Source organism: Planktothricoides raciborskii GIHE-MW2, from assembly GCF_040564635.1.
Classification (GTDB): domain Bacteria; phylum Cyanobacteriota; class Cyanobacteriia; order Cyanobacteriales; family Laspinemataceae; genus Planktothricoides; species Planktothricoides raciborskii.
Map to the genome: position 1 here is coordinate 4,467,700 of NZ_CP159837.1, position 17,654 is coordinate 4,485,353.

The 17,654-nt window shown below is 41.9% G+C and carries 10 protein-coding genes; 6 read left to right on the top strand and 4 right to left on the bottom strand.

Features of this window, described 5'->3' with window-relative positions:
* Positions 1-172 precede the first annotated feature (172 nt).
* From ABWT76_RS19205 to ABWT76_RS19215, 3 genes are all read right to left on the bottom strand, one after another.
* Complete coding sequence (locus ABWT76_RS19205) at positions 173-1,810, bottom strand: acetolactate synthase large subunit (RefSeq protein ID WP_054469443.1); 1,638 nt, start codon at positions 1,808-1,810, stop codon at positions 173-175.
* A 254-nt stretch (positions 1,811-2,064) separates the two neighbouring features.
* The gene (locus tag ABWT76_RS19210) at positions 2,065-3,432 is read right to left on the bottom strand and encodes an NAD-dependent succinate-semialdehyde dehydrogenase (RefSeq protein WP_054469407.1); all 1,368 of its coding nucleotides are present in this window, start codon (positions 3,430-3,432) and stop codon (positions 2,065-2,067) included.
* A gap of 747 nt (positions 3,433-4,179) precedes the next feature.
* On the bottom strand, positions 4,180-5,139 hold the full coding sequence (locus ABWT76_RS19215; RefSeq protein WP_054469406.1) for a GDP-mannose 4,6-dehydratase: 960 nt from the start codon (positions 5,137-5,139) through the stop codon (positions 4,180-4,182).
* A gap of 273 nt (positions 5,140-5,412) precedes the next feature.
* Between ABWT76_RS19215 and ABWT76_RS19220 the strand changes: the two genes are divergently transcribed.
* The 6 genes from ABWT76_RS19220 to ABWT76_RS19245 all read left to right on the top strand — a co-directional run bounded on the left by ABWT76_RS19220 (position 5,413) and on the right by ABWT76_RS19245 (position 16,700).
* Positions 5,413-7,533, top strand: a complete 2,121-nt coding sequence (locus ABWT76_RS19220) for a P-loop NTPase fold protein (protein ID WP_054469405.1) — start codon at positions 5,413-5,415, stop codon at positions 7,531-7,533.
* Positions 7,534-7,672: 139 nt separating this feature from the next.
* Complete coding sequence (locus ABWT76_RS19225) at positions 7,673-9,727, top strand: ATP-binding protein (RefSeq protein ID WP_354634804.1); 2,055 nt, start codon at positions 7,673-7,675, stop codon at positions 9,725-9,727.
* 235 nt (positions 9,728-9,962) lie between these two features.
* Positions 9,963-11,021, top strand: a complete 1,059-nt coding sequence (locus ABWT76_RS19230; RefSeq protein ID WP_354634805.1) for a hypothetical protein — start codon at positions 9,963-9,965, stop codon at positions 11,019-11,021.
* 93 nt (positions 11,022-11,114) lie between these two features.
* Entirely contained in the window at positions 11,115-11,969 is an 855-nt protein-coding gene (locus ABWT76_RS19235; protein ID WP_354634806.1) for a hypothetical protein, read from the top strand.
* Positions 11,970-12,018: 49 nt separating this feature from the next.
* Positions 12,019-14,046, top strand: a complete 2,028-nt coding sequence (locus tag ABWT76_RS19240; protein WP_354634807.1) for an ATP-binding protein — start codon at positions 12,019-12,021, stop codon at positions 14,044-14,046.
* Between the two features lie 104 nt (positions 14,047-14,150).
* On the top strand, positions 14,151-16,700 hold the full coding sequence (locus ABWT76_RS19245; RefSeq protein ID WP_054467140.1) for a DNA translocase FtsK: 2,550 nt from the start codon (positions 14,151-14,153) through the stop codon (positions 16,698-16,700).
* Between the two features lie 88 nt (positions 16,701-16,788).
* Here ABWT76_RS19245 and ABWT76_RS19250 read toward each other — a convergent pair whose 3' ends face one another.
* On the bottom strand, positions 16,789-17,649 hold the full coding sequence (locus ABWT76_RS19250) for a hypothetical protein (RefSeq protein ID WP_054467141.1): 861 nt from the start codon (positions 17,647-17,649) through the stop codon (positions 16,789-16,791).
* Positions 17,650-17,654: the final 5 nt, after the last annotated feature.

Here is a 17,654-nt window from a genome sequence, read left to right on the forward strand (position 1 = left end):
ATTTTGATGGTTGATAGTTGATGGTTGATAGTTGATGGTTGATGGTTGATGGTTGATAGTTGATGGTTGATGGTTGACAAACAACGAACAAACAACAAACAACAAACAACAAACAACAAACAACAAACAACAAACAACAAACAACCACCAACCATCAACCATCAACAATTAACTAAATATGACAAGTTAAGCCACCGGCTTTTTTGCTAAAGCGGAGGTTTTCCCGGTAGTCTACGGGACAGTCAATCACCGCAGGGACATCTTGTTCTAATGCTTCTTTGAGAATGGGCACTAAATCTAGGGTGTTTTCCACGCGGTAGCCTTTGAGTCCCATGCTTTCGGCAAATTTGACAAAATCAGGGTTGCCAAATTTAATAAAGTTGGATTCGTCAAATTGATTGTGTTGTTTCCACTCAATCAAGCCGTAGCCGCCATCATGGAAAATAATGGTGACGAAGGCAGTCCCCACCCGTAAGGCGGTTTCTAATTCTTGGCAATTCATCATAAAGCCACCGTCCCCGGTTGCGGCGATGACTTTGCGGTCAGGATAGACGAGTTTGGCCGCGATCGCCCCAGGAATGGCAATGCCCATTGCCGCAAACCCGTTAGAAATTAAGCAAGTGTTGGGGCGATCGCAGTGGTAATGGCGGGCAATCCACATTTTGTGCGCCCCTACATCAGAAATGAGAATATCTTCCGGCCCCATCACCTGGCGCATATCATAGACCAGTTTTTGCGGTTTGACCGGATAGGCTTCATCATGGGCATATTGCTCATAGTCGGCGCGAATATCATTGCGAAGTTGGCAACCATAAGGGGCGGCTTTGCCTTGGCGATCGGACCGCCGCAAAATTTCTAACAGGGAATCAGAAATATCTCCCACCACTTCCACTTGAGGAATGTAGCTGCTGTCAATTTCCGCATGATCTGCCCCAATATGGATAATCGGAATACTGCCTTGGGGATTCCACTTTTTCGGCGAATATTCAATCAGGTCATAACCGACGGAAATAATTAGATCGGTTTGTTCAAAAGCACAGGTAATTAAATCGCGCTGTTGTAGTCCCGTCGTCCATAATGCCAGGGGATGAGTGTAAGGAATCACCCCTTTGCCCATAAAAGTATTGGTGACAGGGATTTGCAAGCGAGTGGCAAATTCCGTCAGCGCAGCGGAAGCATGAGCGCGAATTGCCCCATTGCCCACTAAAATTAAAGGATTTTCGGCGCGGGAAATTAATGCTGCTGCTTCGTTGAGGCTTTGGTAAGAGGCATAACTTTTTTCTTGTTTGTCTTTAGTCAGAGGTTGCCCAACCACTGGCATGGCAGCAATATTTTCCGGCACATCAATATGGACAGCCCCGGGTTTTTCCGTTTGGGAGCGCTTAAACGCCCGCCGCACCAGTTCTGGGGTAATGCTGGGGCGGACAATTTGAGCATTCCATTTGGTGACGGGCTCAAACATGGCCACCAAGTCTAAGTATTGGTGGGATTCAATATGCATCCGGTCGGTGCCCACTTGTCCGGTGATGGCAACTAACGGGGCACCATCCAGGTTGGCGTCGGCGACCCCAGTCATTAAATTGGTGGCACCGGGGCCGAGGGTGGAGAGACAAACTCCGGCTTTGCCGGTGAGTCGTCCGTAAACGTCCGCCATGAAAGCGGCGCCTTGTTCGTGTCTCGTGGTAATAAATTGAATCGAAGAATTTTTCAGGGCTTGGAGGACTGCTAGATTTTCTTCTCCGGGTAGTCCAAATATATATTCAACGCCTTCGTTTTCTAAACAGCGCACCAAAAGTTCTGCTGTGTTCATTTCACCCATTGTGGTTTACCTCACGATTTTGCTTGATTGTAGAAACCGGGTTTCTTTAAACTATCTTTGTGACTCAGCCGAAGTGTTCATAGAAACCCGGTTTCTTTAATTCGGGTTTCTTTAAACTATCTTTGTCACTCAACCGAAGTGTTCATAGAAACCCGGTTTCTTTATTCGGGTTTCTTTAAGCTATCTTTGTCAGTCAACCTAGTAGGGGCGTTCTCGCATTCGCCCCTACTAGAAACCCGGTTTCTTTATTTGATCCAAACGGTTTTGACATTCACAAATTCGTGAATGCCTTGAATGCTGAGTTCTCGTCCGTACCCAGAACGCTTGATCCCTCCAAAGGGCAAGCGAGGGTCGGATTTGACTAAGCCATTGATAAAGACTGCACCAGCTTCCAGTTCTTTGATGAAGCGATCGCGTTCTGCCGCATTATTCGTCCAAGCACTTGCCCCTAAGCCAAAACAAGTGCTGTTGGCAAGGGCGATCGCTTCATCAATTCCTTTGACCCGGAATAACAATGCCACTGGGCCAAAAAATTCTTCCGTATATCCAGGGCAACCGGGGGGTAAGTCCGCTAGTAAAGTCGGGGCATAAAAGTTACCGGGGAGATCGCTTAAACGCTGACCTCCGGCTACAACCCGGGCGCCTTGAGAGACGCAAGCTTTAACCAGGTCATCGATTTCTTGTAAAATATCTGGAGTAGCCAGCGGCCCAATGTCTGTTTGTGGATCCATTGGGTCGCCTACTTGCAAGGCTTTAATTTTTTCGGCCATGCGTTGCTCAAATTCATCGGCGATCGCTTCTGCCACAATAAAGCGTTTTGCCGCAATACAAGATTGGCCATTATTAATCATTCGGGCTGTCACTGCCGTGGTCGCAGCGACTTCTAGATCCACACTTTCTAGAACAATAAACGGATCGCTCCCCCCTAATTCTAGGACAGTTTTCTTAATTTGCTTGCCACAATTTGCCGCTAAAGATGCCCCGGCAAATTCGCTGCCGGTTAACGTCGCTGCTTGCACCCGGTCATCTTCGACAATTTTGGCTACTTGACTGGCCCCAATTAATAAGGTTTGAAATACCCCTTCAGGAAAACCCGCTTTTTCCACAATTTCTTGAATGGCTAAGGCGCATTGTGGCACATTAGAAGCGTGTTTCAAAATCCCCACATTTCCCGCCATTAAAGCGGGGGCAAGAAACCGAAACACTTGCCAAAAAGGAAAATTCCACGGCATTACTGCCAGAATAATTCCCAAGGGGTGATAAGCCACAAAGCTTTGGTCGGCATCCGTTGCGATCGGCACATTAGCCAAAAATTCTGGGGCTTTTTCCGCATAAAAACGGCAAACTAAGGCACATTTTTCCACTTCTGCCACGGCAGATTTGAAAGTTTTGCCCATTTCCAGGGTCATCATGGCCGCAAATTCTGATTTGCGCTGTTCTAAAATATCCGCCGCTGCATTCATCCATTGGGCTTTTTGCTCAAAGGGTAGATGCCGATATTGTTTATAAGCCCTTTCTGCCGTCACCAGTTTCGCTTCTACTTCAGCGTCCGTTAGCGGTATAAAGGTTTTTATGGTTTCTCCAGTTGCCGGGTTAATCGTAGCGATACCCATTTGCTTATCTCCAAATCAACAATAAAACTTGTTGTTTGTTACTGGTTATTAGTTATTGGTTATTGGTTACTAGGTTTCTGATTCAAATAACCAATAACCAACAAGTATTGTTGGCTATTGGTTATTGGTTGCTGTTTATTCGGTTTCTGATGCAAATAACAAATAACAATTACAGAGTTTTATTGACTACCCTACTATTCTGTCAAAAATGCAACCCTTTAAATATTAAATTTTAGTTTTGTTTTGTAATTTTATTAATTATTAGTTATTAGTTATTTGTTATTTATTGGTTGTTGGTTGTTTGTTATTAGGCTTAAACGATAACAAATAACTAATAACCAACAACCAACAAACAGGAAACAGGGAACAGGCAACAGAGAACAGTGTTGCAGGGGAGCTTCAGGAGCTTCAGGAGAGAGTGAATAGTGAATAGTGAAAGGGAGGATGCATAGGAAAGAGGATGCATAGGAAAGAGGAAAGAGGATGCATAGGAAAGAGGATGCATAGGAAAGAGGAAAGAGGATGCATAGGAAAGATATTCTCTCCTCTCTTTTCTCTCCTCTCTTTTCTCTCTTGGCCATTCGCCCCTACGACTTTTCACTTTCCCCGTTCCACGCCACTTGCTAGACTTGGGGAGACCCCAAGATCGCAGTGGCTCCTGATAACTGTTCCCCGTTCCCCAACCAACAACTAACAACCAACAACCAACAAACAACTAACAACTAACAACTAACAACTAACAACAAATTATAAAGATGCTTGTTTGGCCGCAATCATCATTCTGACTACATCCTGCATCTTATATTTCGCTTGCCAACCAAGGACTTCTCTGGCTTTGGCGGGGTGTCCCCGACCGACGGCAATGTCCGTAGGACGATATAAGCTGCGATCGCTGGTGACATGATCGCGCCAATTGAGGTTGACACAGGCAAACGCTTCGGCGACAAAATCTTCTAATTTATTGCTTTCTCCCGTGGCAATTACATAATCATCGGGTTGTTCATGTTGCAACATTAAATGCATCGCCTCGACATATTCCGGCGCCCAGCCCCAGTCCCGTCTGATGGACATATTCCCTAAAGTCAGGGTTTCTTTACTCCCTTGGGCAATGCGGCAAGCAGCGGCGATAATTTTTTGGGTGACAAATCTTTCCGGTCTTAGGGGGGATTCGTGGTTGTACAAAATGCCGGAACAGGCAAATAATCCATAAGCTTCCCGGTAGTTGGCGACTTCCCAAAAGGCGGCTGCTTTGGCGACGGCGTAAGGGCTGCGGGGTCTGAATGGGGTGCCTTCGTCCGCAGAGCGATCGCTGGTATCCCCAAAACATTCACTAGATCCAGCGTTGTACAGTTTGATCGGTGCGCCGGTAAAGCGAATCGCTTCTAATATATTTAAGGTGCCCGTGGTGATGCTATCCAGGGTTTCTACCGGCTGGTCAAAGGATAAGCCCACGGAACTCTGACCGGCAAGATTATAAATTTCATCGGGCTGAATTTTGTTGATTACCTGCAAGACACTGCGAAAATCGGTGAGGGACATGGAGGTTAATTTCACCTGTTCCCGAATTTCCAACCGTTGAAGATTTCTAAAGGAGGACATTTGAGCATCCCGTGAAGTGCCGGTGACTTCATAGCCTTTTTCTAGGAGTAATTTGGCTAAATAGGCGCCGTCTTGCCCGGATATCCCACAAATCAGTGCTTTTTTCATTTAACTGTTAATTAACCTTTCTCAATTTTTACGATCGTCGATGCGATCTAGGTATAAAGTGGCTCGCATCAATGATAAACTATGTTTTGTCTACCCAGAATCGTGGGAAATTTTTCATTTTTTTAATTTTTTATTGAAATTGAGGGCGATCGCTAATTTTCAACCAATTTTAAGCCAATTTTCAAATTAAATCAAATTAAACTCCATGAGTCTGCCTTGGGGCGGTTTGTTATTTATTGAAAGTTTATCTGTGTTTATTATTTTTAACGTTCAATGACTACTATCGATCAAATTATTCAACAAGAACCGAATCCATTTGATGCCGAAACTTTTTGGTCGGGTAATTTTTGGCAAGAAGACCAAAATCCTGAATTTGTGGTGGAGTCAATCCATCAAGAGGCAATTAAGGCGATCGGACAAACTCTGGATCTGATTTCCCAGGATCATCGCACTCGGACGTTAATGCTGGAAGGAGAAACCGGATCTGGTAAGACATATTTGTTGGGACGGCTGAGACGTATGCTGAACCCAAAAGCCTTTTTTGTCTATATTGAACCCTTTACGGCAAGTGATTATATTTGGCGGCATATTTTACGTTACACCGTTGATAGTTTATTAGAAGTTCCCGCCGGAGAACAAGATTCTCAGTTAATTTTATGGCTAAAAGGTTTGTGGGGTTTTAAACAGCGAGGCTTGCTGGACTGGTTGCGCGGGGAACGCCTTATGGTGATTAAAAACCTCCGGGCAATTTACCCAGCGGGAATTTACAATGCCAATGAATTTTTTGGAGTTTTGTATGATTTAACCAATCCCAAATTAAAAGAGTTAGCTTGTGAGTGGTTGCGCGGCGATGATTTAGATGAAGAGCAGTTGAAATTGTTGCACGTTCAACATTCCATTGATACGGAAGATGCGGCCCAAAAAATACTGGCAAATTTTGGCCGCATCGCCGCTGAAAGTAAGCCTATTGTGCTATGTTTTGACCAAATTGATAATATTGCTCGTCTCAGTGATGGCCATATTGATTTACAAAGTCTGTTCAGCGTGAATTCAGTAATTCACAATCAAAAGCTGAAAAATTTTCTGGTAATTATTAGTATTATTACCGATACTTGGCGACAAAATGCCCATCGCATCCAACCAACGGATAAAGACCGCGTTGATGCTTCGATTGTATTGAAAAAAATTAACTTGTATGAAGCAGAAACTTTATGGAAAAGTCGCCTAAATCGGCTCTATCTTCAGGCAAATCCTCGGCCTGTTTCGTCCATTTATCCCCTGAGTCGAGATATCCTGGAAATTAAATTTCCCGGAGGAAAAACTCGTCCGCGAAATACGCTGATGTTGGGTCGGAAGTTATTTCAAGATTATAAACTTAGTTTGATGGAAAATGGCCATGCTGTTTCCAGGCAAAACGCAGAGGCAGGGGCAGAACCTTTAGAAATTTTGCAGGCTGAGTTAATTGTTGAAGACTCTCGTCCTTGGACTGTGCCAACTTTAGAGGCTTTGGCAGATGAAGCTGATGCCCAAGTGGAGAAAAATGGCTCAAATTTAGCGACTACGGCAGCGTTTAAGTTGGTTTGGTTGAGGAAGTTTAATCAAACGGTCGATCGCATTTCTCGGATTCGTCAATATTCTTCCCCAGAATTAGTTACGATGTTGGCTGAGGCGATCGCGGCGATTCAACCTGTGGAAATTCAACCTCGTTTTCTATCTTCAAGTCGGACTTATGCCAGTTATTCTCTCAGTTATCAATTATCGGGTAAATCAACTCAGGTGGGGGTGGTTTGGTCGGAAGATTTGAATATGGTGAAATTTTGCAATCTGATGAAGGTCTGCCAGGAGGCGATCGCCGAAAATCTCTGTCAAAATTTCTATTTAATTCGCTCGGAAAGCGTGGGAAATCCCACTAACCAAGGTTATCAACTGCACCAAAAACTATTTAGCCAGCCCCAGCATATCCATATTATTCCTGCTCTGAATTCGGTTCACTATTTAGTCACCTATCATGGTTTAGTTAATGATGCGATCGCTGGTGAATTAGTGGTCGGAGATACCACCCCTAATCTGGCTGAATTAGAATCCTTGATCCGCGAGTCAAATATTTTGTCAAATTGCCAATTATTGCAAGAATTAAGCCTAATTTCTGTCAATTCCGTGGCTGCCGATCCTGATAATTTGCTCAATGTCCAAGAATTTATCCTGAATCGATTAATGACTCAGCAGTGTATTGCCCGTCAGCGGTTAATCGAAGAATCCCGCAGTCAATTTAGCCCCGCAAGTGAGTCCCAAGTCCAAGGAATTATCGACCGTTTATGCCAAGAAAACGAAAAAATTAATATCTTAGACCCTAATGCCAAAATTGAGGAGCAATTAATTTATTTTGCTCAATAAATTAATTTGTTGTTTGTTGTTTGTTGTTTGTTGTTTGTTGTTGGTTATTTGTTGTTTGTTTTTGCCTAAATCGCCCGAATAACAAATAACTAATAACCAATAAACAAGAACAAAATTTAATCAAATGAGGTAATATTCTGTGACATCCATCCAGCAAATTATTCAGGAAACCTTAAACCCGTTTGACTCGACAACGTTTCGCCCAGGAAATTTCTGGCAGGAACAGCAAGAAACGGATTTAACTGTGGATTCAATTCATCAAGATGTGGTGCATGAAATTGAAGAATTATTGCAACAAGTCAACCAGGATCGTCGTACCAGAACTTTGTTATTAGCCGGTGATTCTGGGGCAGGCAAAAGTTATTTGTTAGGGCGAATTAAAGAAAGTTTGAATTGTCAGGCGTTTTTTGCTTACATTGGCCCGTGGCCGGAAAGTGATTTTATTTGGCGGCATATTTTACGCAATACGGTAGATAGTTTGATGTATGTGCCAACCGGAGAAAAATCATCTCAATTACTGCTTTGGATTAAGAGTTTATCGGCTGTTCACTCGGAAGGGTTTATGAAACGCTTTTTGGGTGAACGGCAGTTGTTTATCCATAATCTAAAAGGAATTTTTCCTTCAGGGATTTATAACCCCAATGAGTTTTTTGGGGTACTCTATGATTTGAGTAATCCTGACTTGTACCCGATCGCCTGTGAATGGTTGAAGGGCGATCGCTTAGATGAAGAAAGTCTCAAACTATTGCGGGTAAAAAATGCTATTGATACGGAAACCGCTGCCCGGAATATTTTAGGTAATTTGGGCAAAATTGCGGCGGTGACTCAGCCGATTGTTTTATGTTTTGATAATTTAGATAATATTGACCGGGCTTTAGATGGATTTATTAATTTACAAGCTTTGTTTAGCGTGAATTCTATCCTACATAATGAAAAGCTGAAAAACTTTATCGTAATTATTAGTATTGTCACGAATACTTGGAAGCAGCATCAAAAGCGGGTACAAGGGGCAGACCTTGCCCGAATTGATCGAGAAATTCGCCTGCAACCGATTAGTTTAGACCAAGCAGAAGCATTATGGGCAACCCGACTTTATCCCCTACATCAACAAGCAGAAATTCACCCGCGATCGCGCATTTATCCCCTGTCTCGCGATGCCCTAAATTTTAAGTTTCCTGGGGGAAAAACCAAGCCCCGCTATGTGTTGATGTTGGGACGGCAGCTTTTTCAAGAAGCAAAACAAGTCGGACTTGATGATTTTCATCAATCCCAACAAGAAAAATATCAAAAATATGCGGTTCATATTAGCAGACCGGATCCCTTAGCGGCGTTTAAATTACTCTGGCTGAAAGAATTTAAGAAAACCGAGCACAAAATTAGCCGAATTCGTCAGTTTTCCGCCCCGGAATTGATCAAAATGCTGCGAGAAGCTTTGGAAGCTTTACAGGTAATTGGCATTGAAGCGAAACTATTGCCTAGTCCCAAGTATGCTAGTTATTCTTTAAGCTACCATTTGCCGGTACAAATTGGCCGAATTGGGTTAGTTTGGACAGAAGATCCGAATTTAGTTGGGTTTTTTCATATGATGAAAGCTTGTGAAAAAGCTTTGCTGATAAACCGGTGTAAAACTCTATTTTTGATTCGGTCTGAAAATTTAGGCACCAGGAAAAATCAAGGCAATCAATTATATAGTAAAATTTTTACCGGATATCCCCATCGTCATTTATTACCGGATATGATTTCGGTGCATTATTTAGCAAGTTATCATAATTTGGTGAATGCGGCTTGTGCTGGTGAGTTGGTGTTAGGCGATCGCACTCCTAATTTAAAAGAGTTACAAGAGTTAATTAGAGAGTCTAATCTTTTACAAGATTGTCCTTTGTTGGATGCGTTGGGAATTTTTGCCGGTTATACTCGGATTGTTGGGGTGACTGGGGTTCCCCAAAGAAAAATTACTTCTGGTCAGGATCTTAGTCAGGAGTTGCAAAAGGTGAAAGATTATTTGTTGGCTTTAATGCAAACTCAGCAAATGATGGGTCGTTATGTGTTGATGCAAAATACTTTGGATCAGTTTCCTGATGTTGATGATGTGGTGGTTAATCAGTTAATTACTGAACTTTGTCAGGAGGAAAAAATGATAATTCTGGATGAAACGGCGCCAGTGCATTCCCAGTTACTTTGCTTGTTGAAGTAAGAGGGGCAACGGATTGGCAACGGATGGGTTAACTGATGGGATAAGAGATTGGCAAGGGATTGGCAAAGGATGGGTTAACTGATGGGATAACTGATGGGCAACGGATTAGCGTGGGGATGGGCAATAGATTGCGGATGGGATGAAAAGCTAATAACTTTTAGCTAAAAGTTATTAGCTTTTGGATTGGTGCTAGGATTCGGATTTGATGCTGTTTAATTGATGTTAGAGAAAACCAATGGATTCTAATGCAGTGAAATTTTTGTTAAATTTATTGAGTTTTCCCAATTATCGGGCGCCGATAAGTCACGTGAAACCTACGCCAAAAATGCAGGCAGCGGCACGAAATAAAATTTGTCGTGAATTGTGCGATCGCGATTTAGTGGCTTGTTCGGAACAGATTAAAACACTCAGGATTTCTCAGCAGGGTAAGACTTGGCTTAAATCGGCTCAACTACAGGGAGAATTAACCTTAGAAGAATTGAAGGTATTACAAGCCTGTTTAACGGAAAAAATTTCTCCGGGTAAAACCGGATTGCCTGCGGATTCTCGTCTGAAAATTATTGCAGATTTAGCCCGTCGTGATTTGTTGGTGCTTGAGCCAGAAATTGATGAAGTCTGGTTGACGGAAACCGGACAAAAGTTTTTAATTCAAGATTACGATCCCAGGGAGCAGTCGGGGAATATTCCTTTTAATATGTTAGCGGATTATTTGCGATTGGTTCATCAATTTTATCAACAGCCAGCCCCAAGACTCATCAATCATATCCCAAATCATATCCGAGGGGCGGTGAAAGCGAAGCTAATCCAGCCGTCAAAGCTGATGAATTACTCGGATAATTTTCCGATAAATGAACTGGATATTTTACAGACAATTCGCCAATTAGATATTCACTTAGGGGCGTTAAAAGATATGCCTACAGATATGCCCACAGATATGCCCACAGAAATGTCACCGATTCTACCCAGTGATGAGGATATTTTACAACTGATTTCACAGTTAGATCGGGAGTTGGGTACAGAAAATTATTTGCCAATTTTTCATCTGCGGGAAAAGTTACAAAGTTTATTGGTTAGGGAAGAATTAGACCAAGCTTTATATCGTCTGCAAGCCAATCAGGAAATTCAACTAAAATCCTTGGAGGAGGTTCTCCATTACAGTCCAGAGTATTTTGATGCGGCAATTCCTCAAGAAAAAGCATGGTCATTATTTTTCATTGTCAGGACTTATCCCTCGAAGGAAAAAATCAGGGGTGAGGATGAGGATGACAGGAAGGGTTTGATTACTTTTGATTAAAAAATGTTTAATTTTGAAAAAAAATGTGCCAATTGCCCCAATTTGAGCGATCCTAGTATAACGGGCTAATCAATACATATGAGGTGACATACAATGGATGCTAAAGAACTGAAGTTTCTGTTAAAGTTATTGAGTTTCCCTAATTACCGTGCTCCTCTGAGTGAAATTCAACCAACCCCGAAAATGCGATCGCCGGAACGAAATAGCATTTGTCGAGAACTACGCGATCGCGAGTTGGTTGCTTGTCGGGAACAAATTAAAAATTTGACCATTGCCCCTCCAGGCAAATCTTTGCTCAAAATTGACTCCACCAATTTGCCGGTGACTCCCGAAGAAATTAAAGTGCTGCAAGCAAGTAGTCAAGGGCCAATTACTCCGGGAAAAATCAATATTCCTAGTCAGGAACGGGAAACGGTAATTGAGGGTTTAGCTAATCGTGGCTTTATTAAGACGGAAAAAGAAATTAAAGAAGTTTGGTTAACCGAACGGGGTCAGCAATTTTTAATTGAAGAATATCAGTCTAATAGCAGTTCGGCGAATATTACTTTAAAAATGCTGACGGATTATTTGCGGTTGATGCGAAAAGTTCAGGTAAATTCTGCATATATTGCCACACCGAACCAGGCAATCTCATCGACAGTCGCTGCGGCAGATATTACGGCAGAAAAATCTGTGGGTAAACCAAGCGATCGCGAGATTTTGCAAATTATCAGCGATTTAGATCGGGGACTGGGAACGGAGAATTATTTGCCAATTTTTCACTTGTGGGAAAAATTGAAAGCTTCTATGTCTAAGGATGAGTTCGATCGCGCCCTTTATCGGTTGCAACGGGAAAATAAAATAGAACTAAGTTCTTTACAAGAAGGGATGAATTACACTCCAGAGCAAATTGCCGCCGGAATTCGTCTAGAATTCGGGGGCTATCTATTTTTTATCATCCTCAATTAAGAATGCGTGTTTGGGCAAAATTTATCGATGTTTTAGGTGGAATTAACTTATGGCAACTATTGATGACATTATTAAACAAGATGTGAATCCGTTCGATCCAGTGACTTTTTATACGAGTGATTTTTGGCAAGAATCACAACAGTCTGGATTGACGGTAGATTCAATTCACCAAGAGGCGATCGCAGAAATTACCGAATTACTGAACCAAGTCGCTAAAGATCATCAAACTCGCAGTATTTTACTACTTGGCGATCGCGGTTCGGGGAAAAGTTATCTGTTATCTCGACTCAAACAGCAACTTAACCAATCGGCTTTTTTTGCCTATATTGGTCCGTGGGTAGAACAGGGGCAAATTTGGCGACATATTCTCCGTTATACCGTGGATAGTTTAATGCAAAAGCCTGCTGGAGAAACCGAGTCCCAGTTATTGTTATGGTTAAAGAGTTTATCCGCATTTCGCGATCGCGGGCTGAAAAAGAAAATCTTGGGAGAAAGGGGTTTATTTATTCATAACTTGAGGGGAACCTATCCGTCAGGAATTTATAACCCTAATGAATTTTTTGGCGCCCTGTATGATTTAACCAATCCTGACTTATATTATACCGTTTGTGATTGGTTGCGCGGTGATGATTTAGATGAAGAAAGTTTAAAAGCGATTCGAGTCAAACGGTCAATTGACAATGAAACTGATGCCAAAAATATTTTAAGCAATTTTGGCAAAATTTCGGCAAATACTCAGCCCATTGTCCTCTGTTTTGACCAGATCGACAAAGTGGCAGAGACTGCCGGCCATGAAGAACTCCAAGCATTATTTACCGTCAATACCACCATCCATAATGAAAGGCTGAAAAACTTTTTCATTATTATTAGTCTGATTAAAAATACCTGGGAACAACATAAAAAAAATATTCTGGAAGCGGATCAAGATCGAATTTATAAAGGAGTTTCTCTCAAATCAATTACCTGGGATCAAGCAGAAAGCTTGTGGGCAAAACGGCTAGATTTTTTTCATCAACAAGCCAGCCCCAAACCCCCTTCACCGATTTATCCTTTAACTCGACAAGTATTGGAAGCAAAATTTCCTGCGGGGAAAACATTTCCTCGCTATGCCCTACAGCTTGCCCGCCAACTCTATCAGAATTATAAGTTAAATTTGGCCGTTGATGTAAAGCCAAATCCCCAACCAGAACCACCGCAAACAAAAACACCGCTAGACGCGATCGCCGCCTTTAATTTGCTTTGGCAGCATGAATTCAAAAAAACTCAGGAAAAAATCCTGAAAATTCGCCATTTTTCTAATTCAGAATTGATTCAAATGTTAAGAGAAGCCCTGGAAGCTTTCGAGGTGGCGAAAATTCAACCGCGACTGTTACCCAGTGAAAAATACCACAATTCTTCCCTGAGTTGTCAGTTGCCCCAAGTTTCTGGAAAAGTGGGATTAGTTTGGACAGAAGATAGCAATTTGATGAATTTTTTCCACTTTATGAATGCTTGCCATAAAACAATTAACCATAATCTTTGCCAAAAGCTATATCTGATTCGAGAAACCGGGTTGGGAAATGCCCAAAATAAAGGCTACACCCTTTACAAGCAAATTTTTACCGGGATGCATCATGTGCATATTATTCCCTCCCTAGAATCAGTGCATTATTTGGCCACATATCACAGTTTAGTTAATGCGGCTGCGGCTGGAGAATTAGTGGTAGGCGATCGCACTCCGAATATTCCTGAACTGCAAAGTATTGTGCGCGAAGCTAAAATATTGCATGATTGTCAATTATTACAAGATTTAGGAATTTTTGCCCAAACTCAAAGCAAGCAACCAGACTTGGTGAACCCCAAAGACGAACAATTACTCAAAGCCAAGAAATATATGTTGAGTTTAGTAGAAACTCAGCAACTTTTGGGGCGGTCTATTTTAGAAAATAATATGCTGACTTTTGATATGCGGCTGACTCCAGAAACCATTAATCAATTGATTTGTGAATTGGTAGACGAGCAAAAAATTCAGGTTTCCGATCCGGGGACAAACCGGGCTGATCAATTTATTTTTTGGGTGCCTAAATCTGCCGTATAGAGATTAAAAAACCGGGTTATTTGAACTTAATTTAGCTTAATTTAAAACCCGGTTTTGGCTAAATATTTAAACGTAAATAATCAATTATTCATTTTTTTCGACTAATGGTTTATTGGCAAAATGCCCAAGATATTCAACAGTTGATTAGGGAATTAACCCACTCAAAAATTATCTGGGCTGATACAGAAGTGGCTGATTGGCAGACACAGAAACCCCGACTATCTTTGATTCAAGTATTGAGTGATCGCGCGGACTTGACTGGGAAAAATGGCTATATACTAGATGTATTGGATCGACCAGATTTGGTGACATATTTTATTCAGCAAATTATGGTCAATCAGAGAATTGAAAAGGTGTTTCATAATGCCAGCTATGATTTAAAATTTTTGGGCAAATCGCAAGCCAAGAATGTGACTTGTACTTTAAAAATGGCGAAAAAAATTGGCCGCAATCGCCTAGGAGTGACCAATTTAAAACTCAAAACTTTAGCCGCCGAACTGTGCCATTTTGCGGATATTCACCCCGAATCACAAACTAGCGACTGGGGTCAGCGTCCCCTGAGTCAAGCACAACTAAATTATGCTAAAATGGATGTGGTTTATCTGTCGCAAGTTCATCAGTATTTACTGCATAAATTAAAACCAGAACATCCGAATTATCAGGAGAACTTTATGCCTCAAGAAAAATCAGCAGCATCAACGGCTTTGACTGCCACAGATTTACGAGTTGCCTTTGAATGTCCTCGGTTATTTTACTTGGGTCAGCGGTTTGGAGGAATGACCCTATTTTTACCCCCCAATGAAATGGGAGGCATTGGCAACCCTTTTCACGATTTAGCGAAAAAATTTACTCTTTTAATTCAGGAAAACCCTCGGTTTCAAGATAGTTTAAATTTGCCCATTGACCAGATTAACCCCAAAACTGTGGCGCTTCAGATGCAACAGCTTTTTTATGAGTTGGTCTTTTTGCCCTATCTGCAAAATGCGATCGCCCAAGAACCGAAAAAAATCGCCACATTAAATCAAATTTGGCAAGGATTACAAGGACTAATTCGTCGCTATGCGGAAATTTTAGTGGCAAATCGACGTGATTATTCTGCTGAACAGGTGATTAATCAAACTTTTGTGAGTCAAGAATTGACTATTCAGCATTTATTTCAATTACCGGATGGAACAAAACAACTGGTTAAGGGACAATTAGATAGTTTAATTTTGAAGGGCGATCGCCTTTGTGTGGTGGAATATAAAACATATCAACCGGCAGATTTAACGGCGCAATTAGCCCAAGTTGCTTTATACAGTTATATGTTATTCCAAGAGAAAAAACAGCCGATAGACTCTGCGGTTTATTGCGTTCTGCCAGAATTTAAAGAATTGCTGTTTTCTTGGGAAGAATTAGAAGCAAAATTTCACCAGCTTATTCCCCATAAATTAGCCCAAATGCGGCAATGGTTAATCTGGGAACCGCCACAACCGAATCCTCCACCTCCGACTCCTCAGTCGCAACTTTGTGAGATTTGTTCTCAGCGGAATAAATGTCAGAGTTTTTTTGCAGAAAATCCCGCCCAATTTTCTATTCAAAAAGTGAGCAATCCCCCCCAAACTCCCCTTAAAAAGGGGGGGATAGAGGAAAATATTGCCCAACAATTAATCAAAACTTTGGCATCTTTTAAAATAGGCGTCGATTATTTAGGGGCTGCGGTAGGACCAGCATTTATTAGAGTAAAACTGAAACCGCATCTGGGGGTAAAAGTGGCTGGTTTAGTCAAATTATCGGCGGATTTACAAGTGCAATTGGGGATTAATTTTCCCCCGATGATATCCCCACAAGCCGGTTATGTGAGTGTGGACTTGCCCCGCAGCGATCGCCAAGTAGCCCAGTTTGAAAGTTATATTCAACAGCAGCAAAATCCTATTGATGCGGAGGTGAAAATTGCCATTGGTATTGATTTAGATGGTCAGCTAATTGAAGCGGATTTATCTGACCCCAATACTTGTCATTTTTTGGTGGGGGGAACCACAGGCAGCGGCAAAAGTGAGTTTCTGCGATCGCTGTTATTATCTTTACTTTATCGCCATTCTCCTGACCAGTTAAAAATTGCCTTAGTTGACCCCAAACGGGTGACATTTCCCGAATTTGCCCAGATGCGATGGTTATATTCTCCTGTAGTCAAAGATAGCGAAGCTGCCATAGAGTTAATGACTGAATTAGTGGCGGAAATGGAATCGCGTTATCAGCGTTTTGAGTTGGCTGGTTGTGCCGATATTCAAAGTTATAATCAGAAAAAAACTAATCAGCAGTTACCGAGAATTGTTTGCATTTTTGACGAGTATGCTGACTTTATGGCTGAAAAAGAAACCCGTAGTGAATTAGAATTAAGTATTAAAAGATTAGGGGCAATGGCTAGGGCGGCGGGCATCCATTTAATTATTGCCACTCAACGGCCAGAAGCGAAAGTTGTCACCCCGATTATTCGCTCAAATTTACCCGGACGAGTTGCCCTGCGGACTGCCAGTGAAGCGGATTCTATGATTATATTAGGAGGGAAACAAACGGCGGCGGCTTATTTATTAGGTAAAGGGGATTTACTATATCAAGTAGGCGCACAGTTGCAGCGATTACAAAGTTTATTCGCGGCAAATTTTCAGATTTAATCTAGTTTAAATAGTCATTTAATTGGTTATTGGCTGTTAGGGTAAAATGTAAGGGTCAAAAGTTAGACCCTTACCGCGAAATCTGCATTTAAGAGGGCAAGCGGACTTGATTACCAATTAAAGATAAAAACGCATTACCGAAATGCTGAATTTCCAGGAAACCCAATGGGTCAGCCGGTTTATAAATCCTAAAAGTTTTCATAATTCCCAAGGTTGCTGCACTTTCTAATGGGCCAATAAATCGACAATCTCGATCTAAAAAATATGGTTGTTGTGCCCAATAAGCCATTTGTTTGGCATTTAAAAAATAACAGCCAGAATGGGGGTTGAGGGCGCGACGAAATAGCACCGGCTGTTCCATAATAAATCCCTTGAGTTCTGGTTTTTCTTGCACATTTTGAAATTGCTCCGTGGCTTGGGAAATGATGTCTCCATCTACATAAGCTTTAGTGATGGGGTTTAAGGCGCCGATTTCATAGCGATTCGGTTGGAGCAGATTGCGATCGCCTGCTTGTTTGGTAAACCAATTTAATTTAATGAAAAACCAAGGGTCACGCAAGACTAAATCATCTTCTAAATAACAATAATAGTCATAGTAACCGAGGCGATCGCGCAACAGGGCTTGACATTCAAATGCTAACATCATCGGTTCCGCATTAGTGGGATAATGATGATAGAAATTTTTCGGGATTGGCAGTTGGTCTAAAACATGACGATTTTGGGTGGTACAAACGACAATATCAACATCTGATGCTTGCGGTTCATTCACCGGCAAAGCCACACATTGAGCAATATCAATCAGGCATTGAGATTGACTAAATACTCCCCGTAAATTGGTTAAGCAATTGGTTAAAGCGGTAATCCGAGGTCGAGGATCTTTAGAGAGAGAACCATGTTTTCCGCCGCCTTCCGAGTTAAAGTAATGAGCAATGGTAAAGAGAATTTTCATAGTTT

Coding starts and splice junctions, on each gene's coding strand:
- ABWT76_RS19215 (WP_054469406.1), bottom strand. CDS start 5,139: ATGAAAAAAGCACTGATTTGTGGGATATCCGGGCAAGACGGCGCCTAT.
- ABWT76_RS19240 (WP_354634807.1), top strand. CDS start 12,019: ATGGCAACTATTGATGACATTATTAAACAAGATGTGAATCCGTTCGAT.
- ABWT76_RS19210 (WP_054469407.1), bottom strand. CDS start 3,432: ATGGGTATCGCTACGATTAACCCGGCAACTGGAGAAACCATAAAAACC.
- ABWT76_RS19230 (WP_354634805.1), top strand. CDS start 9,963: ATGGATTCTAATGCAGTGAAATTTTTGTTAAATTTATTGAGTTTTCCC.
- ABWT76_RS19245 (WP_054467140.1), top strand. CDS start 14,151: ATGGTTTATTGGCAAAATGCCCAAGATATTCAACAGTTGATTAGGGAA.
- ABWT76_RS19250 (WP_054467141.1), bottom strand. CDS start 17,649: ATGAAAATTCTCTTTACCATTGCTCATTACTTTAACTCGGAAGGCGGC.
- ABWT76_RS19235 (WP_354634806.1), top strand. CDS start 11,115: ATGGATGCTAAAGAACTGAAGTTTCTGTTAAAGTTATTGAGTTTCCCT.
- ABWT76_RS19205 (WP_054469443.1), bottom strand. CDS start 1,810: ATGAACACAGCAGAACTTTTGGTGCGCTGTTTAGAAAACGAAGGCGTT.
- ABWT76_RS19220 (WP_054469405.1), top strand. CDS start 5,413: ATGACTACTATCGATCAAATTATTCAACAAGAACCGAATCCATTTGAT.